This window comes from Ruegeria sp. CE12 (assembly GCF_056537525.1).
This window is the reverse complement of sequence record NZ_JBQFRS010000002.1, coordinates 452,523-474,447: the sequence shown is the minus strand read 5'-3', so window position 1 is coordinate 474,447 and position 21,925 is coordinate 452,523. Positions and strand designations below refer to the sequence as shown.

The window sequence follows — 21,925 nt, the reverse complement described above, 5'->3', positions numbered from 1 at the left end:
GATGATCTGTCAGTGTTCTTCAGAGTATCAACTGCACAATGTCAGACTCAGATGATGTGACCTGGGGCATTGTCTCGACCGTTCGGGGTGACGCCTTGGACATCCTGCGCTTTGCGGCGTATCACCTCGATCTTGGTGTGGATCGTCTCTACATCTATCTGGACGAACCGAACCCTCAGGCCTTTGAGGCATTGGACGCTCACCCAAAAGTAGATGTCTGCAATTGCGACGATGCGTATTGGGGCAAGCGAAATCGCGAAAGGCCCGAAAAGCACCAACTGCGTCAGACCGCAAACTCCTCCTTTACCTACAGACGCTGCGAACAGGACTGGCTGGCCCATATCGATCTGGATGAGTTTCTCTGGCCATCAGAGCCGATTTCCAGCCTGCTCGGGTCCGTGCCAGAAAATTACCCCTCTGCACGCGTCCGTCCGGTTGAGGCGATCGCAGAAGCCAAGGACCTATACAAGGCGTTCATCCCGATCGGACCAGATCGCGAAGCTCTCATACAAGACCTTTATCCGAACTACGGTGCCTTTGTGCTCGGCGGTTTCTTAAGCCACGTTCAGGGCAAGCTCTTTGTGCGCACGGGCATGAGGAAAATCAGCTTTCGTATTCATAACCTGTTTCAGGATAAGAAGCCTGTGCACAAAAAGTTCGAATTACCACAAATCGATCTTTGTCACAGGCACGCGCCCAACTGGGACCATTGGCTGGCACATTACCGGTTCCGCATAGAGCGCGGTTCGTATCAGCCCGGAATGTCACCCAACATCCCTCGTGAGCTTGGCGGGTTGAACAAGAACGAGCTGTTCAACTGGATCGAGGAAGAAGGCGGAGAGGCTGGTTTGCGCGCCTTTTATGATGAACTGAGCGGCGCGGACCCGGACGTATGCGCCCGTTTGCAAGAGCACGGCTTGATCAAGCACCGCCCCTTGGAGCTGGATTCAAAGCTACGGAAACACTTCCCCCAAAGCGTCTGAATTGTTGCACAAAATTGAAACCGTGGCCTTGCGGACACAAGATAAAGGGCTCTTCATTTGACCATGCCCCACGTTTTTGTTATGTCCCCGCGCAAGCCGAAATGCGCACGCTGTGCATGGCCATCCGGGCCCGGCAGAACTCAGACGCGCGGGCCAGGTCTAGTGTCCGCATGAACCGGACATACATGACAAAATTTAACGAACTGAACCTGAACCCGAAGGTCCTCAAAGCCATTGAGGAAGCCGGATACGAAACCCCCACCCCAATTCAGGAGGGCGCGATCCCTCCTGCGCTTGAGGGTCGTGATGTTCTGGGGATCGCCCAGACGGGAACCGGCAAGACCGCCAGCTTTACCCTGCCGATGATCACCTTGCTGGCCCGTGGCCGTGCACGAGCACGTATGCCGCGTTCGCTAGTGTTGTGCCCAACGCGTGAATTGGCGGCACAGGTTGCCGAGAACTTCGACACCTACACCAAACACCTGAAACTGACCAAAGCGCTGTTGATCGGCGGCGTCAGCTTCAAGGAGCAAGAAGCGCTGATCGACCGGGGCGTCGACGTGCTGATTGCTACTCCGGGTCGTCTGCTGGACCATTTTGAACGCGGCAAACTGTTGCTGACGGGCGTTCAGATCATGGTGGTGGACGAAGCCGACCGGATGCTGGACATGGGCTTCATCCCTGATATCGAACGCATCTTCTCGCTGACGCCCTTCACGCGCCAGACGCTGTTCTTCTCGGCCACCATGGCGTCCGAGATTGAGCGGATCACCGACACCTTCCTGTCGGCCCCTGCCCGGATCGAGGTTGCTCGTCAGGCCACTGCATCCGAAACCATTGAACAGGGCGTCGTCATGTTCAAAGGCGGACGTCGCGATCGCGAGGCCAGCGCTAAGCGTAAGGTTTTGCGGGCATTGATCGACTCCGAGGGCGACAAATGCACCAACGCGATCATCTTCTGCAACCGCAAGACGGACGTGGATATCTGCGCGAAATCGCTGAAGAAATACGGCTATAACGCTGCCGCCATCCATGGCGATCTGGATCAGTCACAACGCATGAAGACACTCGATGGGTTCCGGGATGGTTCCCTGCGTCTACTGGTCGCCTCGGACGTGGCTGCGCGTGGGCTGGACATCCCGTCGGTCAGCCATGTTTTTAATTTCGATGTTCCTGGCCATGCCGAAGACTACGTGCACCGCATTGGTCGAACCGGACGCGCCGGGCGCGAGGGCAAGGCGATTACCATTTGCTCGAACCGTGATGAAAAGGCTTTGGATGCAATTGAAAAGCTGATCCAAAAGCAGATCCCGCGCATCGAGAACCCGATTAAGGAAGAGCCCAAAGCCGAAGCGCCGAAGCCCGAAAAAAAGCCCAAGCCATCGGACCAAAAAAGGAACGAAGGCAAGAGGGACAAAGAACCCAAGGGACGCGGTCGTGGTCGTAAAGAGGACAACGGTCCTGCGGTCGTTGGAATGGGCGACCACCTGCCCAGCTTCATCGCGCTCAGTTTTGATGAGCGGCGTGCCGGCTAGATTGCCAGCACAAGCACCAGTATCGACAATCCCAACAATGCAATCCCGGCGATCTCTCGCCGGGTTATATTTTCGTGGAACACCAGCGTCGACGCCATCAGGCTAAAGATCAGCTCCACCTGCCCCAGTGCCTTCACATAAGCCGCGTTCTGCAATGTGAAGGCCAGAAACCAGCAAAACGATCCACCCAGACTGGTAAGGCCAACGAAAACCCCGGTGCGGCGTGTTTCCCAAACCGCACGCAACTCGGCACGGTCTCGCCAAAGCAGCCAAAGCCACATGCTGATGAACTGGAACGTGACCACGGCCGCCAGAGTGACCAGTGCCCGGAACCAGGCATTAATATCGCCCAACTGCAACGAAGCCCCGCGATAACTAACCGCTGAAAACGCAAACAGCACCCCTGATCCCAGCCCGAGCTGAGACGCGCGGTTGGTCAAATGATGCCACCATGCCCCATCCCCACCAGGTGTTTTGGACAGCAACAGGACCGCCAACAACCCCAAAAGGATAGCTGCAAAGGCGCCAAATGAGATGCTGTCGCCAAGGATCAGGAAACCGACAATTGCAGTCTGTATCACTTCGGTTTTCTTAAACGTGATACCAACAGCAAAGTTGCGCTGCTTGAACAGCGCGACCACGCACACCGTCGCCAGAATTTGCGCTGTTCCACCGATGGCAACAAACAACCAGAACTTTGCTGACAGTGGTGGAACGGACAAATCCGTGATTTGCAAAGCGACGATCAGCCCAAGAATGGCCAATGGCGCAGAATAGGCAAACCGGGCAAAAGTCGCACCGGCAGCCGACAATTTCACACTGCTCAGCGATTTCTGAAGCATGAACCGCACTGTCTGAAATGTGGCGGCAGCGATGGTGACGGGAATCCATAAACTCATGGATTCCCTTCTGTCCTTAAATCACTCGTTTGGCCAGAGCGGATGCGCAACCGGATCCTTCGCACGCCAGAAGTAGTTGCGAAAAATCTCACCATAGGATCGGTACACATAGGATTCGTTGCAGGTCAGATACCGGTCTTTACCGGCGCGATAAAGTGCAGGCAGACGATACCATGGTGCCGATGGGTTCATGTGATGAACGACGTGCAGATTGTTGTTAAGAAACAGAAAAGCCAGCAACCCGCGATCTTCAATGATTACGGTTCTGGCACGAGATTTCTCATGTGCACGATGCTCAAGGAACGTCCGGATTTTGACAAGCGCAAGCCCGATATACGCCGACAGAACAAATGCCCAGACCGGCATAGGAGACTGGGCAACCACCCACAGAACCACTGCCACTCCCGGAATGTGTAAAGCCCAGGCCAGCAGGATCGCGCGATCCCCTCTTGTCGCACCGGTCCACTCATCCCGCATGAATGCCACCTGCCCGATGGCAGGCCCCAGAATGATGCGTCCCAACAGGGTATTGTTGGCCTTGTAAAGGTGTCGCTTCCAGACGGGCAGTGAAGCCCAAATCTTCGGGTCCAGATAATTCGACTCAGGATCGTCATACGGGTCTGTCAGGTTCGCATCCTGATGGTGAGCCAGATGCAGATCTCGAAAGCGGTTGTATGGAATGAACAGGGTCAGCGGCAGAGCCAGCAGTGTTTCATTCAACCATTTTGCACGGAACGGATGTCCGTGCAGCGCCTCATGTGTCAACGAAGAATGCAGGGCTGCAACCATGCCCATCACGGGAATTGCCAGCCACAGCGACCAGCCTGCCAGCCAGAATACGACCGCGAGCCACGCAGCATAGCAGGCTGCAATCAGTCCGAACGTGCCCCATTCGGGCGATTTGGGAGGTGTGGGATCAGCCATTGCGCCCCCACGAGATACCTGCCCAAACCCGTTCGTAGATGACATACAGTGTCAGACCGATGGCGGTGTTGACCAACGCCAGCCCGCCACCCACGGCAGCCGAGCCTGTGGCGATCAGACCCACAAGGGTCATCATGACCAACCCCATCAGATTCCAAACGACTGCTTTCACGACAGATCTTCGTCGCGTCTCCATTCCGGTCCCCATATTTTGTTGTTCTCACAAAAGCGTTACCGACATGGAGGCCTGCTGAGAATTCTGAATATGATTAACAAAATTCATCAGATGTGATATTAATCATCACATGCAGGATAACATAGACAAACGGGATCGCGCTGCGCAGTTTCGCCTACGTTTGGCGCGCGCCATGGAAGAGCGCCAAATCAGCCAGAGCGCGCTGGCGCGCAGTATTGGGGTCGACCGCTCAACGGTGTCACAGCTTCTGACCGGCGCCGGTGCACGCCTGCCCAATGCGCATGTAGTAGGAAGCTGTGCTTCGGCACTTGGCGTGTCCGCGGACTGGTTGCTCAGCCTGTCGGACCGACCGGAGAGTGCCGCTGAATTGCTGGCCAGTTCGCTGACGATGGCCGAAGCCCCGCGCGCCTTGGTAGATGAGCGTATCTTCGAGTGGCACCAACAGGCTGCGGGGTACAAAATCCGCTATGTCCCGGCCACCCTGCCCGATATGCTCAAAACCCGGGCAGTGCTGGAATGGGAATATGCCCCGCATCTGGGTCGAACCGCAGATCAAGCCATCGGCGCATCGGCAGATCGTCTGACTTGGATGCGCAGCGCCCAGTCCGACTATGAAATCGCCATGCCGCTGTTCGAAATCCACAGCTTTGCCCATGGCACCGGATATTACGAGGGTCTGTCACTGGACAATCGACTGGCTCAGATCGATCACTTGCTGGACCTGTGCGAACAGCTCTATCCACGCCTGCGTATCTACCTGTTTGATGCAAAACGGCTCTATTCCGCGCCGGTAACGATCTTCGGTCCGCTTCTGTGCGTCTTCTATGCGGGCAGCCACTACATGGCCTTTCGAGATCGCGATCGAATCGAAGTTTTTACACGACATTTCGATACGTTAGTGCGCGAAGCTGACATGACAGCCCGAGACTTTCCCGAACACCTCAGACAGCTCCGTTCGGCGATTACCAGCGCAACGGAGTGACTGTTGCAAAGCCGGAATGTGCCAATCAGCTCATCCTATAGTATAGTCATCCTGCGCGAACTTTCGGGCAATCCGACCAATCACGGAGGATCAATGGGATGGACGCACTGAAAACCGCTCAATACGCACGCGCCCTGTACTCGGCGCATGGAGATCGGGCCGAAGCTGAAGCGGCCCGTAAAATGCGTGAATGTGAAGCCGCAGGGGAAACCCAGCAAGCTCAGGACTGGCAGGCGGTTCGCCAGACTATCCGCCAGTTCCGTGGCCCCAATCAGGGCTGACATAACAAAACCCAGCTTTTAGCCAGGTGATCAGACCTTCGGGTCAGGATTGACCGTATGACCATCAACCGCGATCACCTGACCCGAAACAAGCCTTGCCGCGTCAGAGGCAAGGAACACGGCCATATTGGCAATATCCCGCCCTTCAACGAAGCTGCCCATCGACGTGCCTGAGGCATAGCCCTCATAGACCTGATCCCGGGTCATGCCCTTAGCTGCCGCTTCGCGTTCAAGAACTCCTTCCATTCTTGGTCCTTCAACCGCGCCGGGGCAGATCACGTTGCAACGGACTCCATGCGGCCCAAGTTCCATCGCGAGCGTCTTGCCCAGACCCACCATGCCCCATTTCGCTGCGGCATAAGGTGCGCGGTTGGGATAGCCATATTGTCCGGCGGTGGATGAGGTGATCAGCACCACTCCACTGCGCTGACGCTTGAGCATTGGGGCTGCGTATTTGGAACACAGGAAAGCCCCTTCCAGATTGACTGAAAGGCAAGTGCGCCAATCGCTAAGCGCAACGTCTTCGATCAGGGCCGTCGGCCCAGCAATCCCTGCGTTTGCGCATAGGGCATCCAGACCACCCCATTCCTCGTCAATGCGGGCAAACATGGCCGCCACGGCGGTTTCGTCGGCCACATCCAACTGGGATTTCTTCCAATGCGTCGGGCAGGCCTCCAGCGACGCCGGATCCACATCTGCCACCCAGACCTGCGCACCCGATGCGTCGAACGCTTCGGCCATCGCACGTCCGACACCCGAGGCGCCGGCCGTGATCAGAACCCGGCTGCTCATGCAGGTTTCCGGATCGATGCACCCGCCCCTTCTGGGTACGGCAGACCGGCCTGAGCTTCTGCGATACGGGCCATGGCTGCTTCGACCTCAGCCGACGGCGCACATGGGCGACGGGATTCGAGGTCCACATGCAGCAGGAAACTCTCGCCGGTCGCCAACAGCTTGTCTCCTTCATACATGCGGTGGAACAGGTGCAGTTTCTTGCCCTGCCCCAACAGCATCTGAGTCCGCACATTGATCTTGGCACCTGCATGGGTCTCATCCAAATGCCGGATGTGGGTTTCAGCGGTAAAGTAGCTGCCGCCCGCTGCGATATAGTCGGCATCGCATCCGATTATCTCCATAAAGCGATCGGTTGAGCAGGCGAAGGCATCCAGATACCGCGACTCGGTCATGTGACCGTTATAGTCGGTCCAATCCAGCGGCACGGCACGCGACAGCGTCAGAATGGGCTGGCTCAGATCGGCCTGATCCAGATCCGGCAAGGCCCCGGATTTCAGACGTGCATCATGCTGGTTCAGAACCGCGCCCGCACCGTAATCCTGCGCTTTCAGCGCCCGCATCATCCCAACAAGGTTGTTGTCGCGGATGCGCTCCAATTCGCGGATCGAGTGCATTCCGGATTGTGCGTCCGACTGATCCGCGATCATGTCCACCAGTTCATCCGTGAACTCCGGGACATCCATCAGCTTGGTCCATGGCCATTTCAAGGCCGGGCCGAACTGCGCCATGAAATGCCGCATCCCGGCCTCACCGCCGGCGACGCGATAGGTCTCGAACAGCCCCATCTGTGCCCAGCGGATACCAAAGCCCATGCGGATCGCTTCGTCGATTTCTTCGGTGGTTGCGATACCGTCTTTGACGAGCCACAGCGCCTCACGCCAAACAGCCTCGAGGAACCGGTCGGCAATATGCGCGTCGATTTCTTTTTTGACATGCAGCGGGAAGAACCCGACCGATTTCAACAGCTCTTGCGCATGCTCCACCATTTCAGGCGGGTTCTTCTCGGTGGGCACCAGCTCGATCAGAGGCAGCAGATAGACCGGATTGAACGGGTGCGTCACTACAATCTGTTCAGGACGCGACGCGCCTTCCTGCAATTCGGATGGTTTAAACCCGCTGGTCGAAGAGCCGATGATCGCTTCAGCGTCACATGCCTCTTGCAAGCCTTTATAAACCTTCAGCTTCAGGTCCAGCCGCTCAGGTACGCTTTCCTGAATCCAAGAGGCTCCCTGTACAGCATCTGCCATCTCATCATGGAAGGTCAGCGTGCCTTCAGCCGGCAATGGCACGTCACTAAGCCCGGGCAAAGACCGCCGTGCATTGTCCAGAACCTCGCCAATCTTACGCTTGGCCTCAGGGTCCGGGTCGAACACCCGGACATCCCAGCCGTTAAGCAGAAACCGGGCGGCCCATCCGCCGCCGATCACACCACCACCGATGATAGCTGCTGTTTTTGTCATATCTTTTCCTAGTCGATACAGATCACCAGCTCGCGCCCCGTCTCATCCAGATGCGGAATGCATCCGAACTGCGGCGTGACCGCGCTGCATTGTTTGGTCTCTGACAGGCAAAAGCCCTCGCAGTCCGAACCTGTTTCACAGGTCTTGCCCGCATCCGCCAACGGCAGGATGCACACATACTGCTGCACTTTGCCCGCAACCTCGTAAATTCCGCCTTTGGCCTCGCAAGCCTGCCGTTCATTCTGTGCAGGCTCAGCCTGCGCCTTGTCATCCGTTGGAAGACAAGCCGCCAGAACTCCTGCTCCGACAAGCACCAAACACCGCGACATCACTTTCATGAGTTATTCCTTCAGTTGATGCCCCGGTGTCTTGGCTTTGCGAAAACTCTACAAGGGGAAGTTTCAGCCCTTCGGCGCCCGCTTCACCAGCCCCAGCTTCTCGCGCACTTCCTGCGCACCGATCACCCGCGCACCCATGTTGGAAACGATGGTGTTGGCGCGTTCAACCAGCTGCCAGTTTTCTGCCAGAACGCCCTTGTCGAGCCATAGGTTATCTTCCAGCCCGACGCGCACGTTGCCGCCAGCCAGCACCGAAGCCGATGCATAGGCCATCTGGTTTCGTCCCAGCGCGAACGCGCTGAACGTCCAGTCATCCGGGACATTGTTGACCATGGCCATGAAGGTGTTGAGATCATCCGGTGCGCCCCACGGCACGCCCATGCACAACTGAACCAGCGCCGGGCTGTCCAGAATACCGTCCTTAACCAGCTGCTTGGCGTACCACAGATGGCCGGTGTCAAAGGCTTCGATCTCGGGCTTCACGCCCAAATGTGTCATCATCCGACCCATCGCCTGCAGCATGCCCGGCGTGTTGGTCATGACATAGTCAGCTTCGGCAAAGTTCATGGTACCGCAGTCCAAGGTACAGATCTCGGGCAGACATTCGGCCACATGCTCGACCCGCGCGGCTGCGCCGATCATGTCGGTACCTTCCTCGTTCAACGGCAAAGGAGATTCTGTCGGGCCAAAGATCATGTCACCGCCCATACCTGCGGTCAGGTTCAGGACAACGTCTACTTCGGCCTCGCGAATGCGGTCGGTGACTTCGCGATACAGGTCCAGGCGACGGCTGGGCGCGCCGGTTTCCGGGTCCCGCACATGGCAGTGAACAATGGCCGCGCCGGCCTTGGCCGCAGCGATCGCACTTTCGGCAATCTGCTTCGGTGAACGTGGTACATGCGGGCTGCGATCCTGCGTTCCACCTGAGCCCGTGACGGCACAAGTGATGAAGACTTCGCGGTTCATTTCCAGTGGCATGGTGTTTTCCCCAACTTATACCCGGTTTTGACCCAAGTTATCCTCAGGCTTCTCCCCGGATTCCGATTTGCGTTCTTACCCGACTCTGACGCAGCCTTGTGGAAACAACTTGCCAGAATGCGAATCGAACTTGATGAAATCCGCAAAAAACATACTGCAGCCCGAACATCGCGCCCTGAAAACGGCCGTGCTGGTTCTGGATGAATGTAACACGCTCAGCTTTGCATCGGCGGTTGATCCGATGCGCGCAGCGAACCGGCTGGCGGATCGTCCTGCCTTTGACTGGGATTATGTCACCGCCACGGCTGAGCCTGCGATGCTTACCAGTGCACTGAACGTTCCCGGCATTCCGCTGGCGCGTCTGGACAGTTGCGATCTGATGATTGTGGTTGCAGGCTTCCAGCTTGCGCGCCACGCAACCCCCAGCCTGCTGGCTGGCTTGCGCCGTATCGCGGCCTCTGGTGCGACCATGGCAGGTATCGACGGCGGCCCGTGGCTGCTGGCCGAAGCCGGCTTGCTGGACGGGCACGCAGCAACCACTCATTGGGAAGATCTGGACAATTTCTCGACCCGTTTCCCCGAGGTCGACGTGCGCCCTGACCGTTTCACTGTTTCCGGCAACCGTCTGACATCTGGTGGCGCGATCCCGGCGGTCGAGATGATGCTGCATATCATTGCAGCCCGCCACGGCGCAGGATTTGCCTCACGTGTATCTGGGCTGTTCCTCTATGAGGGAGCACCAGAGCCAACCAAACCGCAAAGCCGCACCGGGGCTCCGCACCGCCACTCAGCTCTGACGTCAAAGGCAAACAGCCTGATGGAGGCGTCACTGGATGAACCTCTGCCACTCGCCTATATTGCCGACCGTTTGGGAACCAGCCCACGCACGCTGCAGCAACAGTTTCGACTGCGTCTGAACACCACGCCGCAAGACCATTACCTGCAGCTTCGCCTGGCCGAGGCGCGCCGACTTGTCACCGACACAGACATGCCACTGATGGATGTCGCGCTGGCCACAGGCTTTGCGTCGCAGTCAAGCTTTGCCCGGGCGTTCCGAACCGCACATGGTCTTTCCGCCCGTGACCTGCGGCAGGATCGCATCCAGCCCACACATCACTGACGGGGTCTACAGCAGGTGATGGGGGCATTGCCCCCTTACCTTAGTACGGCATGGGATGGGCGCGATGGGCCAGGTTGATTTCTTTCAACACATCCTGTGACAATTCCAGATCTTTCCCATCCAGAATGCGCTGCAATTGTGCCTCATCCGTGGCCCCAAAGATGGCCGAGGTCATGAACGGTCTACTGCGACACCAGGACAACGCCATATGCACGGGATCCAGCCCATGTTTGTCAGCGATCTCCAGATAGGCAGCGACGGCGTCAAAAACCCGAGCAGATTTGCGCCCGCCCATTTCAGGCACCAGTGACATACGCGACCCTTCAGGAACGGTGCCGCCTTGATATTTGCCTGTTAGGAACCCGGCAGCCAGCGGCGAAAAGGCGAGCAGTCCCACATCTTCATGCGCACTCAGCTCGGCCATATCGGTATCAAAGTGACGGCACAGCATTGAGTATTCGTTCTGCACGGACGCGACGCGTGGCGCACCGGTTTCATCTGCCAGTCGCACCCATTGGGCCGTTCCCCAGGCGCTTTCATTCGACAGACCAAAGGCGCGAATATTGCCCTTTTCGACCTGTACCTGCAGCGCCTCAAGACACTCCTGCATATTCGCAACAACCTCGTCACGATCCCCACCTGAAGGATCGTAATCCCAGTTCTGGCGGAACATGTAACTGCCCCGGTTTGGCCAGTGGAACTGATAGAGGTCGATATAGTCAGTCTGCAACCGGCGCAGGGATCCCTCGATTGCCTCGGGAATGGTCTGGCCGGAAATTGGCGCCCCCTCACGGGCGTGAGAAAATCCTGCTCCTGAATGCTTGGTCGCCAGAATATAGTCGCCCCGGCGCGCAGCATTGGCTGCATTCCAATTGCCCAGAATTTCCTCGGTCCGGCCCACGGTTTCCTTCGAGATCGGATTCACCGGATACATCTCAGCCGCGTCGACAAAGTTGATCCCGGCTGCCAGGGCCATATCCATCTGTCGGTGTCCACCGGTCTCGGAGGTCTGTGTGCCAAAGGTCATTGTTCCAAGGCACAGATCCGACACCATCACACCGGTGCGCCCCAAAGGTTTCATTTTCATCTGGAAATCCTCCTGCTCGCCCTGCACCCTAGCGCAGGGTTTGACCGGGGCAAGCCCGATCAACTCAGATAAATCAGACTGGCAACAAAGAAAAAGGCCAGAACGCCGAACACATCGTTCGACGTGGTTATGAAGATGCCGGTTGCCGCGGCCGGGTCTTGTTTCAACGCCCTGAGCAGGAACGGCACCATCGACCCGACCGACGCTGCGATAACAGTCACGATCGCCAGTGCGACGATCGAAGTCAGAACCAACAGGCCTGGCTTTTCAATTGCGATGAACAGGCTGCCAATCACAACCAGAAGGCCCACGACCATGCCAACGATCAGCCCGTTCAGCAGGGCCCCACGCAGTTCGCGATAGAATCTCGACGGCAGATCGCCACGCCACTCCGCCCCCGAAGTCAGTACCTGCACAGAAACGGTCGAGGCCTGAATTCCGGCGTTGCCGGCTGTTGCCAGAACAACGGGAATAAAGCTTGCAAGGATCGCGGATTCGGCAAGTGCGTCCTCATACGACACGATGGCAACCGCTGCGATGGTGCTACCGACCAACCCGCCCAGCAGCCACGGCAGGCGGCGGCGGGCAATCTGGCCAGGCGTGTCGAATTGCGTCGTATCGGGGGATACGCCCCCCATCTTGAGCATGTCTTCCTCAACTTCTTCCCGCGCAATCTCGGCCAGTTCCGGCGGGGCTATCCCGCCCAGAAAACGGCCATTGGCATCGACGACAGCGATAACAGAGGCCGAGCGCGCCTCGGCCAGGCGCAGCACCTCTTCCTGATCTGCAGAACTGTCGACCGTCACAGTGTCTTTTTGGACGATATCAGAAACGCAGGTGTCATCCGGGTTCAACAGTAGGTCCCGACTGCGCAGATAGCCAACCAGTCGTTTGTCCTGTTCGAGAACAAAAATCATATCCAGTCGCGCAAACTGGTCCGAGGTTTTTCGAAGATGAGATACCACCTCGCCAATCGTCCATCCAACAGGAACCGTCAAAACCCCGTGGCGCATATGCGCAGCCGCACTGTCATCATCTGCAGACAAGGACTGTCGAATGACATCTGCATCCTTCCGATCAGCAATCAGATCATCATGAGTGTCGGGCGGCAGCGTTTCCAGCAACTCGATAGCCAGATCAGACGAAACTCTGGAGACGATCTTGCGGAATTTCTTTCGCGTTGAAGCCTCAAACAGAACTGAACGCAATTCCGGATCCAGTTCGACAAGAACCGGCAGACTCACATCATCAGGTAACCATTCGAACACCCGGCGCGCACGCTTGGTCTTCATCTTCAGCAGGCATTTCACAACGTCGGCCGCATTCCAACTGCTCAGGACAGTAAGAACCGCCATCCGCTTGCCTGCGGACACCAGCCGTTCCAACGACGAGGCGACCCTCGCGTTGTTATGGCGCGCTTCCGGGCTGTTTGCGCTGTCCCAATGCAGCTTTTTTGGAGGAACCTGATCCATCCGCTCACCTCACCTCAATCCACGCAGCTGTGACATTGCCAAGTGACGGTAGCGTGAATGAAAGATTATCTGAACAGATCGGCGCAGTGAAAGGGAGATCAGGCTTCTGCCTTTTTCTCCCACCGGCCTGAATCCTCGGACCAATATTGCGCCGAACAACCTGCTGAGGTCAGCGCCTTCCATTGTACCCGTGCGGCCTGAACTGCGCTTTGATCGTTGCCATCAAACAGAATGCAGACACGCTCGGATGCTTCGACTTCGTCCGGCTCAACCGCAGCGCCATCGATCGCCATCAAACAGGATGGATCATTTGCCGCCATCGTCTCGGTCGTCAGCAAAATAGGCTGTATCGCATCGTGCGGTCCACCGGCACGACCATGTGGCAGGAACCCGTCATCAGGCCCCAGCCACAGTTTTTCATCCAGCCAGTCCAGCCGAGCGGGATCAGTGCCCCGCACGGCTATCCGCCACCCGGCCTGCCGTGCCTTGTCCAGCAGTACCGGCAAGGTCTGCTCAAGCGGTTGGCGCGTCAGATGATAGAAATAGACGGCCCCCATTCGAGTTACTCGAAATTGTCCTGAACAAACCTGCTTAGCGCGCGCACGCCCCAACCGGTTGCCCCTTTGGGCGCATAGGATGTCTCGGACGATACCGAAGCAACACCCGCGATATCCAGGTGAATCCAGGGGGTATCTTCCTTGACGAAACGTTGCAGGAATTGCGCCGCAGTGACCGATCCGGCCGGGCGACCACCCACGTTCTTCATATCCGCAATGCGGGATTTCAGCAGGTCATCATAGGCTTTGCCCAGTGGCATCCGCCATGCGCCTTCATCCTCGACTTTGGCCGCCTTCAGGAAAGCATCGCAGAACGTGTCATTGTTCGAGAAAACGCCCGCATTCTCATGCCCAAGCCCGATGATGATGGCACCTGTCAAAGTGGCCAAATCAATCATGCCGACAGGATTGAACCTCTCCTGCGCGTACCACATGACATCACACAAAACCAAGCGACCCTCGGCATCGGTATTGATGATCTCGACCGTGTCGCCTTTCATCGATTTAACGACATCGCCGGGGCGCGTAGCGCGGCCGGAAGGCATATTTTCCACCAGCCCGACCAGACCAACCACATTGGCCTTGGCCTTGCGCAACGCCAATGCACGCATGGTGCCTGCAACGACACCCGCACCGCCCATGTCCATGGTCATCTCTTCCATGCCCGCAGCGGGTTTGAGCGAGATACCACCGGTATCAAACACCACGCCCTTGCCCACCAGCGCCAGCGGAGCGTCGTCCTTGTCGCCACCATTCCAGTGCATGACCACAACCTTGGACGGGCTGTCAGACCCCTGCCCGACGCTCAGCAATGTGCGCATGCCAAGCTCGGCCAGTTTGTCCTCTTCCAGAACCTCAACTTCCAGCCCCAGCGCTTCCATTTCTTTCAGGCGATCGGCGAATTCTGTCGTGGTCAGAACATTGGCGGGTTCATTGGTCAGATCACGGGTCATGCGCACGCCATCGGCAATACCGTTCAGCGGTGCGAACGCCGCTTCGACCTCATCCGCTTTGGAATGACTGATCACAATTTCGCCCGTGGAATCGGCGTCCTTAGTCTTGTGCGCATCAAAATCATAGCTGCGCAGCACCATGCCCAAGGCCAGTTCCTCGGTCCGCACCTGATTTGCGGCCATCACCAGCACGTCCTTGCCCTTGGCCAGCTTTGCCAAAGCAGCACCCGCCTTGCGCGCCTCGTCATGATCGGGGCGACGCGGCAAAACCAGAACGTCCAGCGCTTCAGCCGCCATGCCACCGGGCCAGGCCAGAGAGATCACGTCGCCTGTCTTGGCTTTGTCAAACTTCTCGCTCTCGACCAGTCGGGCCACTGCGCCTCGTGTCAGGCGATTGGCCCTGCGCGCAGCGGGGCTCATCTTTCCTTCGGCAGGAATAATGATGACCACACGCCCTTCGGCCTGCGCCATGAGATCCAAATCAAAGTCCTGAAAACGGATTGGTATCAGACTGCTCATCTCTTGCTCCTGAAAAACTCTTCCCCAAGACCTAGCGTGGACCACCAATATTGACCAGATAGCAGTTTTCCCCGTCTGCCATTTGCATTAAGGTCGCCCGAAAATAACCGGCAGGCTCGGGGGAGAAGTATTGGCACCAAACGGCAGGCATAGGCCTTCGCGCATGATTCCATGCCGGGGCGATTCTGGCGTGGACCCCGAGCTCAGCGGTCAGCCGGAGGTGAACTCGTGATCCTCGACCGCTATTTTGCCCGAAGATTCCTGCAGAGTTTTCTCGTTATCGGCGGCATTTTTCTGACGCTCATGATTCTGATCGACCTGATCGAGCAAGTCCGCAAGTTCACTGACGTCGACCTGAGCTTTGGTCAATTGCTGCGCCTGACCCTGCTGAACACCCCGGCGGCAATCAGCGAGATGCTGCCGCTGTTGATGATTCTGGCCACGATTGCGTTGTTCATTGGTCTGGCGCGCAGTTCCGAACTGGTCGTAACACGCGCTATCGGGCGGTCCGGAATCCGCGCGCTTGCTGCACCCGTTCTGCTGGCTTTGGCGATCGGTGCACTGGCGGTGGCGCTGCTGAATCCGATCTCTGCCGCGACATCCGAAGAATACCAGCGTTTGGCAGACGGATATCGCAACAATGGCAGTTCTACCCTTTCGATCAGCAGCGAGGGCCTTTGGTTGCGCCAGGGTTCCACATCGGGTCAATCCGTGATCCATGCTGTCGGGACCGATCCCGACGAGGATTTCGGGCTCAGGGAGGTTACCATCACGACGTTTTCGCCCGATGGTATTCCGACCGAACAGATCTTTGCTGAAACGGCACGTCTAGAAGATGGAAACTGGGTTCTGTATCAGGCCAAGGTTTGGACGCTCCAGAACGGCTCGAATCCCGAAACAAATGCAATCACGTATGAACAACTTGCTCTTCCCACGACTCTCACACGCGATCGCATTCTGGATACATTAGGCCAACAGGACTCCGTTTCAGTCTACGACCTGCCACAACTCATCCACGATCTTCGCGAGGCAGGATTTTCAACAAAGCAATACGAAGTCTGGTTGCAGGTACAGCTTGCGCGGCCATTCTTTCTTGTATCGATGGTTCTGATTGGTGCTGCTTTCACCATGCGCCATGTCCGTTTCGGCGGCACAGGCATCGCTGTTCTGACAGCGGTTCTGTTGGGCTTTGCCATCTACTTCGTACGTAATTTCGCTCAAATTCTGGGGGAGAACGGCCAGTTGCCGATCTATGTCGCCGCCTGGGCACCGCCCTTTGCCGCAATCCTGTTGTCCTTAGGCCTCTTGCTGCACGCGGAGGACGGTTAATGCGGCGACTAATATCTTTGCTGCTGTCCAGCACTCTGGTTCTGGCGGCACCGTCCATCGCACTTGCGCAAAACGCATCAGGTTCCGCAGCCGCTGGACAGGATGGGGCTGCCCAAGACCAGCCGGCCCTGTTGGTGGCGGATAAGATTTTCATCACACCCGACCGGAAACTCGTCGCCGAAGGGAATGTCGAAGCCTATCAGGGCGACATCAAACTATCGGCCAAAAGTGTAATCTTCGATCGGGAAACCGGTGAGCTGACCCTCGAAGGTCCGATCCGGATCGATCAGGCGGGTCAATCCACTGTGTTGGCGGACTCCGCTCAGCTGGATGATGGCATCCAGAACGGGCTTTTGATCGGTGCCCGAATGGTGTTCGATCAGCAGGTTCAGATCGCCTCGGTTCAGGCAACCCGCGCTGGCGGCAGGTACACACAGTTCAGCAAAGTGTCGGCCACCTCATGTCATGTCTGCGCCAATGGCAAACCACCACTCTGGCAAATTCGGGCGCGCAAGGTAACGCACGATCAGTTAGAACGGCAGCTGTATTTCGAAGGTGCACAGTTCCGCATCCTTGATTTCCCGGTCTTCTACTTTCCCGTACTGCGCCTGCCCGACCCGACACTGGAGCGTGCAACAGGTTTTCTTGTCCCGTCGATCCGGACGACCTCGCAACTGGGAACCGGTGTACAGGTCCCCTATTTCTTTAAGCTGGGCGACCACAAGGATCTGACGCTGACGCCCTATGTCTCACCCAAGACAACGACATTAGGCTATCGTTACCGTCAGGCTTTCAAAAACGGCCGCATTCAGTTCGAAGGCGCATACACCCGCGATGACGTGCAACAAAACCAGGATCGCGGCTATCTTTTTGCGAATGGTTGGTTCGCTCTGAAAAATGATTACCGGCTGACGTTCAACATTCAAACAACGTCGGATGACGCGTATCTGGCTGATTATGGTCTGCCGGACTTTGACCGTCTGCGCAGCGAAATCGCACTGGAACGGATCAAACGCGATACCGCGTTCAAAACCAGTTTCATCCACTACAAAACCCTGCGCGACAGCGAGAATCAGGACGAAATCCCCTCGCGCGTTTTCGATCTGAACTTTGAAAAGCGATACTTTCCCAACGCTCTGGGCGGTGAAGTGAGGCTTGCGTTTATCGGGCATTCCCATACACGAACCAGCGATCAGAATATCGTCGGACGGGATGTGGCCCGTGCGACGATGGATGCCGAATGGCTGCGCAGCTGGACCTTTGCCTCAGGCCTGCGCGCCGATGCACAGCTGGGGGCGTCGGTCGACACATTCGATATCCGCAATGACAGTCAGTATCCCAACCAGATTACCAGATCGACGCCTCGGGCAGCCCTTACTCTGCGCTATCCGATGGTGCGGCGCGAGCAGACCGGCGCAACGCAGTTTCTCGAACCGATTGTTCAGGTAGGCTGGACGCATGTCTCGAATACCGACGTACCCAATGACGAAAGTACGTTTCAGGAGTTCGACCAGGGCAATCTGCTGTCCCTGTCTCGCTTTCCAGCCGAAGATCGCCGCGAAAATGGAGCAACAGCTGTTGTCGGCGTGAACTGGGCGCGCAATACGCCGAACGGCTGGCAAGCGCTTGCAACCGTCGGTCAGGTGTTCCGCGCCGATGCCGATCCGGATTTCACCCTGACCTCGGGCCTGCAGGGCACCACATCCGACCTGCTGCTGGCCGGGCAGTTGAAAACCGCCAAAGGCCTTACTCTCGCGGCACGTGGCCTGCTGGATGATGACTTCAGCTTTGCCAAAGCCGAGTTCCGGGGCGTTTGGGCCAAAGACGACAACGCGCTGACGGGCAGCTATGTCTGGCAGGAACCCGACCCTGCAGAAAACAGTGACAAAATATCCGAGATTTGGCTAACGGGACGTTACAGAATCGATCAGAACTGGCTGACACAGGCACTGGCGCGATATGATCTGGCCGAATCTGAGCCAATCCGCTACGGGCTTGGAGTTACCTACGAAAATGAGTGCGTGCAGGTTAACATGACCGTCAGTCGGCGCTATACGTCCACATCAAGTATTGAGCCTTCGACAGAATTCGGCTTTACCGTTGCACTAACTGGATACGCCGTCGAAGGCGGGGGCAAGAAGTACAAAAGAAAATGCAGCTGATATCAGGTTTCTCCAAGTTTCTTCGTACCGGTTGGCAAAGACCGGCTTTGCCCGCACTCGCTGCGGCGCTTATCGCCTTTTCTTCGCCGCAGGCCATCGGGCAAAGCCTGTTCTCACCCGCGATCCGGATCAATCAGGATATCGTGACGTGGTATGAATTGCAGCAACGCCAGCAATTTCTCGAAGCGCTCGGCCTGCCGGGAAGTTCTGAAGATGAAGTGCGTGAGGCCCTGATCGATGCTCGCCTGCGCAAGCAGGCGATGCGGGATGCCGGAATTCAGGCGACACCAGAAGATGTACAGCTTGGTATCGACCAGTTTGCCGCTCGTGGTCAGCTTTCGACTGAAGATTTCTTGCGGCTGCTCAATGATGCCGGTGTAGATCCTGAAACAGTACGGGATTTTGTTGAAGATCAGCTTTCGTGGCGTGACTACGTCAGCACGAGGTTTATCTCTCAGGCGCGCCCCACAGAGGATGAAATTAACCGGGCAATGGGCCAGGGCGGCGGTGGCGGCCTCGAAGTTCTGTTGTCCGAGATTATCATTCCCGTAACACCCCAGACGCTCGCTCAGGCTGACGCGCTGGCGCAGGAAATTTCTCAGGTAGACGGTTATGACGCGTTTTCCTCCGCTGCCACACAATATTCGGCGGCAGCGACCCGCGAAAACGGAGGTCGACTGGATTGGCTGTCGCTCAATAATCTTCCGCCCGCGCTGCAGCCCGTCATCTTGGGCCTGCAGAACGGAGATATAACCGAGCCGTTGAGTCTTCCCAACGCCATAGCCCTGTTCCAGATGCGCGGCATTCGCGAGGTTTCGACAGGCGCACCACGCTATTCCAAGATCGACTATGCGATCTACTATATTCCAGGCGGTCGTAGCCCAGAGGCCCAGAAAACTGCGGCGGAGCTGAAGGAAAACATCGACACTTGTAACGACCTCTATGGTATCGCCAAAGATCAACCGCCAGAGGTTCTTGAGCGCGTGTCCGCCAGCCCCTCCGAAATCCCGCGCGACGTGGCGCTGGAACTTGCCAAGCTGGACCCCAACGAGATTTCAACAACGCTCACCCGCAACAACGGGCAGACGCTGATGTTCCTGATGCTGTGCACTCGCACCCGCGATCTGGGCGAAGATACGTCTCGTCAGGATGTTGCTAACGCTTTGACCCAGCAGCGCCTGCAGGCTTTTGCCGACAGCTTCATCGAACAAATGCGGGCAGACGCAACCATTATCGAGCAATGACCCGCCCGATCGCGCTTAGCTGTGGTGATCCGGCCGGTATCGGCCCCGAAATCGCAGCCAAGGCGTGGCAACAACTGCGCGGCACCTGCCCGTTCGTCTATATCGGCGACGCCGCGCATCTGCCAAACGACACTCCGGTTGCACGAATAAATGACCCGTCCGAAGCGGCCGGGGTCTGTGCGATGGCCCTACCAGTGCTTCAACTGGATTTCCCCGCGCCGAATGTGCCAGGCCATCCCGAGCCAAACAATGCTCCCTCTGTAATCGATGCAATTGAACGCGGTGTTTCTCTAGTACAATCGGGTGCGGCATCAGCGCTCTGCACGGCTCCGATCCACAAAAAGGCGCTGATTGACGGAGCGGGATTCGATTATCCCGGACATACAGAATTTCTGGCCGCTCTTGCCGGTAAAGATCGTGTCGTGATGATGCTGGCCAGCGATCAGCTGCGCGTGGTCCCAGCCACGATCCACATCGCACTCTCGCAAGTCCCCAGCGTCCTGACCCCAGAGCTGCTGCGCGAAACGATCGCAATCACTGCACAAGGTCTGCAGAACCAGTTTGGTATTCAAAATCCGCGCATCGCGATTGCGGGGCTGAACCCCCATGCCGGAGAAGGTGGCAAAATGGGTCGTGAGGAGCTGGACTGGATTGCCCCGCTGATCTCTGATCTCAATCCCGACGGCTACACGGTTACGGGCCCGCATCCGGCCGATACCATGTTCCACTCCGCCGCGCGCAGGCGGTACGATGCAGCCATCGCCATGTATCACGATCAGGCCCTGATCCCGATCAAGACACTGGATTTCGACCGCGGCGTGAATGTAACGCTGGGTTTGCCCTTCATCCGGACTTCACCCGATCATGGCACCGCGCTGGACATCGCCGGACAAGGCATCGCCAACCCGACCAGCCTGATTGAGGCCCTCAAACTCGCGCAGCAGATGGCGCAAGGGTCTTGAACCTGTACAACGCAGGCCATATCCCGGACCGAAGTGAAAAATTTCTGGCGCATGACACCCTATCCGCGCCACGGTGAACGGATCATGAGCGCTATCGACACCCTCCCCCCACTGCGCGAAGTCATCGCGACCCACCAGCTATCGGCCCGCAAATCGCTGGGGCAGAACTTTCTGCTGGACCTGAACCTGACCGCCAAGATTGCACGGCAGGCCGGTGATCTGACCGAATGCGATGTGCTCGAGATCGGACCCGGACCGGGTGGCCTGACCCGTGGTCTGCTGTCCGAGGGCGCGCGCAAAGTCGTTGCTTTGGAAAAAGACACCCGCTGTATCGCAGCGTTGAACGACATTGCCGAGGCCTATCCCGGCCGGCTTGAAGTCATTAACGGGGACGCGCTTGAAATCGACCCGCTGACGCATCTGACACCGCCGATCCGGATTGCGGCCAACCTGCCCTACAATGTCGGGACCGAACTTCTGGTCCGCTGGCTGACGCCACCGGAATGGCCGCCATTCTGGCAAAGCCTGACCCTGATGTTCCAGCGCGAAGTCGCCGAGCGCATTGTGGCCCAACCCGGCAGCAAAGCTTATGGCCGCCTTGCCATCCTCGCCCAATGGAGGGCCGAAGCACGTATCGCCATGTCTTTGCCCCCCGGAGCCTTCACCCCACCACCCAAAGTGTCCAGCGCCGTGGTCCACCTGACTGCCCTGCCCGAGCCGCGCTATCCGGCAGATGCAGCCACCCTCTCACGCGTCGTGGCAGCAGCCTTCAACCAGCGCCGCAAGATGCTTCGCGCCTCTCTGAAAGGTGTCGCACCCGATATCGAGGATCGCTTGCTGGCTGCCGGCATCAAACCAACGGAACGTGCGGAACAGGTTCCGCTAGAAGCGTTTTGTGCGCTGGCTCGTTCTGTCGCAGACACTCAAAAACCGTAGTTAAAGATCAATTTGCTGAACCTTAGCTCAATGTAGCTTCAATAGACTATAAGCATCAAAAATCCATATCGAGGGAAACAATTGAAACTACTTGCTCTGATCTCTACTGGTTTCCTACTTGGCATGACAGTCCCGGCCATCGCACTCGAGCTTGAATACGTGTGTAATTTTGAACCCGAGAGATCAGGTTTTATTCCACAAAGAATATCTTTC

At 57.4% G+C, this 21,925-nt stretch carries 21 protein-coding genes; 10 read left to right on the top strand and 11 right to left on the bottom strand.

The features are described from left to right. Nucleotides 1-38 precede the first annotated feature (38 nt). Nucleotides 39-983 carry a glycosyltransferase family 2 protein gene (locus ACR0IO_RS07165; protein ID WP_480740405.1) on the top strand — a complete coding sequence of 315 codons (945 nt, stop codon included), beginning with the start codon at nt 39-41 and terminating at the stop codon, nt 981-983. 185 nt (nt 984-1,168) lie between these two features. After that, nucleotides 1,169-2,518, top strand: coding sequence for a DEAD/DEAH box helicase (locus ACR0IO_RS07160; RefSeq protein WP_480740404.1), 1,350 nt, complete (start codon nt 1,169-1,171; stop codon nt 2,516-2,518). Here the strand turns inward: ACR0IO_RS07160 and ACR0IO_RS07155 are convergent. From ACR0IO_RS07155 to ACR0IO_RS07145, 3 genes are read right to left on the bottom strand one after another with little or no spacing between them, the layout of a single operon-like run. Next, on the bottom strand, nt 2,515-3,417 hold the full coding sequence (locus tag ACR0IO_RS07155) for an EamA family transporter (RefSeq protein WP_480740403.1): 903 nt from the start codon (nt 3,415-3,417) through the stop codon (nt 2,515-2,517). The two genes, ACR0IO_RS07160 and ACR0IO_RS07155, sit on opposite strands and share 4 nt — an antisense overlap. 21 nt (nt 3,418-3,438) lie before the next feature. After that, nucleotides 3,439-4,341 (bottom strand): fatty acid desaturase, encoded by a 903-nt coding sequence (locus ACR0IO_RS07150; protein ID WP_155150692.1) that lies wholly within the window; start codon nt 4,339-4,341, stop codon nt 3,439-3,441. Beyond that, on the bottom strand, nt 4,334-4,537 hold the full coding sequence (locus tag ACR0IO_RS07145; RefSeq protein WP_155150693.1) for a DUF2061 domain-containing protein: 204 nt from the start codon (nt 4,535-4,537) through the stop codon (nt 4,334-4,336). The genes ACR0IO_RS07150 and ACR0IO_RS07145 overlap by 8 nt, the downstream gene beginning before the upstream one ends. Nucleotides 4,538-4,646: 109 nt before the next feature. On the opposite strand from ACR0IO_RS07145, the gene ACR0IO_RS07140 reads away from it, so the two are divergent. Together ACR0IO_RS07140 and ACR0IO_RS07135 are read left to right on the top strand one after the other, a co-directional pair. Then, nucleotides 4,647-5,519 carry a helix-turn-helix domain-containing protein gene (locus ACR0IO_RS07140; protein ID WP_170330740.1) on the top strand — a complete coding sequence of 291 codons (873 nt, stop codon included), beginning with the start codon at nt 4,647-4,649 and terminating at the stop codon, nt 5,517-5,519. A gap of 98 nt (nt 5,520-5,617) precedes the next feature. Beyond that, nucleotides 5,618-5,800: a hypothetical protein gene (locus tag ACR0IO_RS07135; protein WP_155150699.1), complete on the top strand. Its 183-nt coding sequence runs from the start codon at nt 5,618-5,620 to the stop codon at nt 5,798-5,800. A 30-nt stretch (nt 5,801-5,830) separates the two neighbouring features. Here the strand turns inward: ACR0IO_RS07135 and ACR0IO_RS07130 are convergent, their stop codons facing one another. The 4 genes from ACR0IO_RS07130 to bcoG all read right to left on the bottom strand — a co-directional run bounded on the left by ACR0IO_RS07130 (nt 5,831) and on the right by bcoG (nt 9,371). Next, nucleotides 5,831-6,592 carry an SDR family oxidoreductase gene (locus ACR0IO_RS07130; RefSeq protein ID WP_480740400.1) on the bottom strand — a complete coding sequence of 254 codons (762 nt, stop codon included), beginning with the start codon at nt 6,590-6,592 and terminating at the stop codon, nt 5,831-5,833. Further along, a complete protein-coding gene (locus ACR0IO_RS07125; protein ID WP_480740398.1) occupies nt 6,589-8,055 on the bottom strand; it encodes a carnitine 3-dehydrogenase in 1,467 nt (488 codons plus the stop codon). The genes ACR0IO_RS07130 and ACR0IO_RS07125 overlap by 4 nt, the downstream gene beginning before the upstream one ends. An 8-nt stretch (nt 8,056-8,063) precedes the next feature. Continuing rightward, a complete protein-coding gene (locus tag ACR0IO_RS07120; RefSeq protein WP_480740397.1) occupies nt 8,064-8,393 on the bottom strand; it encodes a hypothetical protein in 330 nt (109 codons plus the stop codon). Nucleotides 8,394-8,456: 63 nt separating this feature from the next. Beyond that, nucleotides 8,457-9,371, bottom strand: coding sequence for a 3-dehydrocarnitine:acetyl-CoA trimethylamine transferase BcoG (bcoG, locus tag ACR0IO_RS07115; protein WP_155150709.1), 915 nt, complete (start codon nt 9,369-9,371; stop codon nt 8,457-8,459). 133 nt (nt 9,372-9,504) lie between these two features. On the opposite strand from bcoG, the gene ACR0IO_RS07110 reads away from it, so the two are divergent. Next, nucleotides 9,505-10,491, top strand: a complete 987-nt coding sequence (locus ACR0IO_RS07110; protein ID WP_480740395.1) for a GlxA family transcriptional regulator — start codon at nt 9,505-9,507, stop codon at nt 10,489-10,491. 40 nt (nt 10,492-10,531) lie between these two features. On the opposite strand, the gene ACR0IO_RS07105 is transcribed toward ACR0IO_RS07110, so the two are convergent. The 4 genes from ACR0IO_RS07105 to ACR0IO_RS07090 form a co-directional block, all read right to left on the bottom strand. Next, complete coding sequence (locus tag ACR0IO_RS07105) at nt 10,532-11,578, bottom strand: aldo/keto reductase (protein WP_480740392.1); 1,047 nt, start codon at nt 11,576-11,578, stop codon at nt 10,532-10,534. 59 nt (nt 11,579-11,637) lie between these two features. Then, the gene (mgtE, locus tag ACR0IO_RS07100; RefSeq protein WP_480740391.1) at nt 11,638-13,050 is read right to left on the bottom strand and encodes a magnesium transporter; all 1,413 of its coding nucleotides are present in this window, start codon (nt 13,048-13,050) and stop codon (nt 11,638-11,640) included. 98 nt (nt 13,051-13,148) lie between these two features. Continuing rightward, nucleotides 13,149-13,607, bottom strand: a complete 459-nt coding sequence (locus ACR0IO_RS07095; protein WP_480740388.1) for a DNA polymerase III subunit chi — start codon at nt 13,605-13,607, stop codon at nt 13,149-13,151. Nucleotides 13,608-13,612: 5 nt separating this feature from the next. Then, nucleotides 13,613-15,079, bottom strand: a complete 1,467-nt coding sequence (locus ACR0IO_RS07090) for a leucyl aminopeptidase (RefSeq protein WP_480740386.1) — start codon at nt 15,077-15,079, stop codon at nt 13,613-13,615. Between the two features lie 228 nt (nt 15,080-15,307). Here ACR0IO_RS07090 and lptG point away from each other — a divergent pair, with 228 nt between their 5' ends. The 5 genes from lptG (at nt 15,308) to rsmA (ending at nt 21,712) form a co-directional block, all read left to right on the top strand. Next, nucleotides 15,308-16,408: an LPS export ABC transporter permease LptG gene (gene lptG / locus ACR0IO_RS07085; protein ID WP_480740384.1), complete on the top strand. Its 1,101-nt coding sequence runs from the start codon at nt 15,308-15,310 to the stop codon at nt 16,406-16,408. Next, entirely contained in the window at nt 16,408-18,570 is a 2,163-nt protein-coding gene (locus ACR0IO_RS07080; RefSeq protein ID WP_480740383.1) for an LPS-assembly protein LptD, read from the top strand. Before lptG ends, ACR0IO_RS07080 begins: the two co-directional genes overlap by 1 nt. Then, nucleotides 18,561-19,814 (top strand): peptidylprolyl isomerase, encoded by a 1,254-nt coding sequence (locus ACR0IO_RS07075; RefSeq protein WP_480740380.1) that lies wholly within the window; start codon nt 18,561-18,563, stop codon nt 19,812-19,814. The genes ACR0IO_RS07080 and ACR0IO_RS07075 overlap by 10 nt, the downstream gene beginning before the upstream one ends. Beyond that, a complete protein-coding gene (gene pdxA / locus ACR0IO_RS07070; RefSeq protein WP_480740378.1) occupies nt 19,811-20,776 on the top strand; it encodes a 4-hydroxythreonine-4-phosphate dehydrogenase PdxA in 966 nt (321 codons plus the stop codon). Before ACR0IO_RS07075 ends, pdxA begins: the two co-directional genes overlap by 4 nt. 84 nt (nt 20,777-20,860) lie before the next feature. Continuing rightward, complete coding sequence (gene rsmA / locus ACR0IO_RS07065) at nt 20,861-21,712, top strand: 16S rRNA (adenine(1518)-N(6)/adenine(1519)-N(6))-dimethyltransferase RsmA (protein ID WP_480740858.1); 852 nt, start codon at nt 20,861-20,863, stop codon at nt 21,710-21,712. The last annotated feature ends 213 nt before the right edge of the window (nt 21,713-21,925 follow it).

What these genes read in the sequence shown, in the direction of transcription:
- ACR0IO_RS07165 (WP_480740405.1), top strand. Translation starts at nt 39, where the DNA reads ATGTCAGACTCAGATGATGTGACCTGGGGCATTGTCTCGACCGTTCGG.
- ACR0IO_RS07160 (WP_480740404.1), top strand. Translation starts at nt 1,169, where the DNA reads ATGACAAAATTTAACGAACTGAACCTGAACCCGAAGGTCCTCAAAGCC.
- ACR0IO_RS07155 (WP_480740403.1), bottom strand. Translation starts at nt 3,417, where the DNA reads ATGAGTTTATGGATTCCCGTCACCATCGCTGCCGCCACATTTCAGACA.
- ACR0IO_RS07150 (WP_155150692.1), bottom strand. Translation starts at nt 4,341, where the DNA reads ATGGCTGATCCCACACCTCCCAAATCGCCCGAATGGGGCACGTTCGGA.
- ACR0IO_RS07145 (WP_155150693.1), bottom strand. Translation starts at nt 4,537, where the DNA reads ATGGAGACGCGACGAAGATCTGTCGTGAAAGCAGTCGTTTGGAATCTG.
- ACR0IO_RS07140 (WP_170330740.1), top strand. Translation starts at nt 4,647, where the DNA reads ATGCAGGATAACATAGACAAACGGGATCGCGCTGCGCAGTTTCGCCTA.
- ACR0IO_RS07135 (WP_155150699.1), top strand. Translation starts at nt 5,618, where the DNA reads ATGGACGCACTGAAAACCGCTCAATACGCACGCGCCCTGTACTCGGCG.
- ACR0IO_RS07130 (WP_480740400.1), bottom strand. Translation starts at nt 6,592, where the DNA reads ATGAGCAGCCGGGTTCTGATCACGGCCGGCGCCTCGGGTGTCGGACGT.
- ACR0IO_RS07125 (WP_480740398.1), bottom strand. Translation starts at nt 8,055, where the DNA reads ATGACAAAAACAGCAGCTATCATCGGTGGTGGTGTGATCGGCGGCGGA.
- ACR0IO_RS07120 (WP_480740397.1), bottom strand. Translation starts at nt 8,393, where the DNA reads ATGAAAGTGATGTCGCGGTGTTTGGTGCTTGTCGGAGCAGGAGTTCTG.
- bcoG (WP_155150709.1), bottom strand. Translation starts at nt 9,371, where the DNA reads ATGCCACTGGAAATGAACCGCGAAGTCTTCATCACTTGTGCCGTCACG.
- ACR0IO_RS07110 (WP_480740395.1), top strand. Translation starts at nt 9,505, where the DNA reads ATGAAATCCGCAAAAAACATACTGCAGCCCGAACATCGCGCCCTGAAA.
- ACR0IO_RS07105 (WP_480740392.1), bottom strand. Translation starts at nt 11,578, where the DNA reads ATGAAAATGAAACCTTTGGGGCGCACCGGTGTGATGGTGTCGGATCTG.
- mgtE (WP_480740391.1), bottom strand. Translation starts at nt 13,050, where the DNA reads ATGGATCAGGTTCCTCCAAAAAAGCTGCATTGGGACAGCGCAAACAGC.
- ACR0IO_RS07095 (WP_480740388.1), bottom strand. Translation starts at nt 13,607, where the DNA reads ATGGGGGCCGTCTATTTCTATCATCTGACGCGCCAACCGCTTGAGCAG.
- ACR0IO_RS07090 (WP_480740386.1), bottom strand. Translation starts at nt 15,079, where the DNA reads ATGAGCAGTCTGATACCAATCCGTTTTCAGGACTTTGATTTGGATCTC.
- ACR0IO_RS07080 (WP_480740383.1), top strand. Translation starts at nt 16,408, where the DNA reads ATGCGGCGACTAATATCTTTGCTGCTGTCCAGCACTCTGGTTCTGGCG.
- ACR0IO_RS07075 (WP_480740380.1), top strand. Translation starts at nt 18,561, where the DNA reads ATGCAGCTGATATCAGGTTTCTCCAAGTTTCTTCGTACCGGTTGGCAA.
- pdxA (WP_480740378.1), top strand. Translation starts at nt 19,811, where the DNA reads ATGACCCGCCCGATCGCGCTTAGCTGTGGTGATCCGGCCGGTATCGGC.
- rsmA (WP_480740858.1), top strand. Translation starts at nt 20,861, where the DNA reads ATGAGCGCTATCGACACCCTCCCCCCACTGCGCGAAGTCATCGCGACC.